1 protein-coding gene is annotated in these 449 nt (G+C 70.8%); it reads right to left on the reverse strand.

The features are described from left to right. Window positions 1-427, reverse strand: a 427-nt coding sequence (locus VT52_RS34235; protein WP_276208000.1) for a ketoacyl-synthetase C-terminal extension domain-containing protein, incomplete at its 3' end; no start/stop codon positions are given. Between the last annotated feature and the right edge of the window lie 22 nt (window positions 428-449).

Consider the following 449-nt stretch of genomic DNA (forward strand, 5'->3'; position numbering starts at 1 on the left):
CGCGGGCCAGGGCGGCGAGTCCGGCCTGGAGTTCGTCGATGTCCTGACCCACGACCACCGCACGGTGGGAGTGATGCGTCCGCGTGGTGGCGAGCGCACGGGCCAGGTCCCCGGCCCGCAGCTCGGGCTGATCACCGAGATGCTTCAGGAGCCGCTGCGCCTGCTGGGCCAGCGCCTCGTCCGTCTTGGCGGAGAGTGGCCACATCAGGTGCAGTGCCTCGGGTGCTGCGGAATCGCCGTCCGACTCCTGCTCCGGACTCGGCAGCGGTGATGCCTGTTCCAGGATGAGGTGGGCGTTGGTGCCGGAGATGCCGAAGGAGGAGACACCGGCGCGGCGCGGCCGGTCCGCCTCGGGCCATTCGGTGTTCTCCGTCAGGAGGCTGACGGCTCCCGACTCCCAGTCCACGTGCTCGGTGGGGGAATCCACGTGCAGGGTCTGCGGCAGGACG

It is taken from the genome of Streptomyces malaysiense, assembly GCF_000980885.2.
In the GTDB taxonomy this organism is placed as follows: domain Bacteria; phylum Actinomycetota; class Actinomycetes; order Streptomycetales; family Streptomycetaceae; genus Streptomyces; species Streptomyces malaysiense.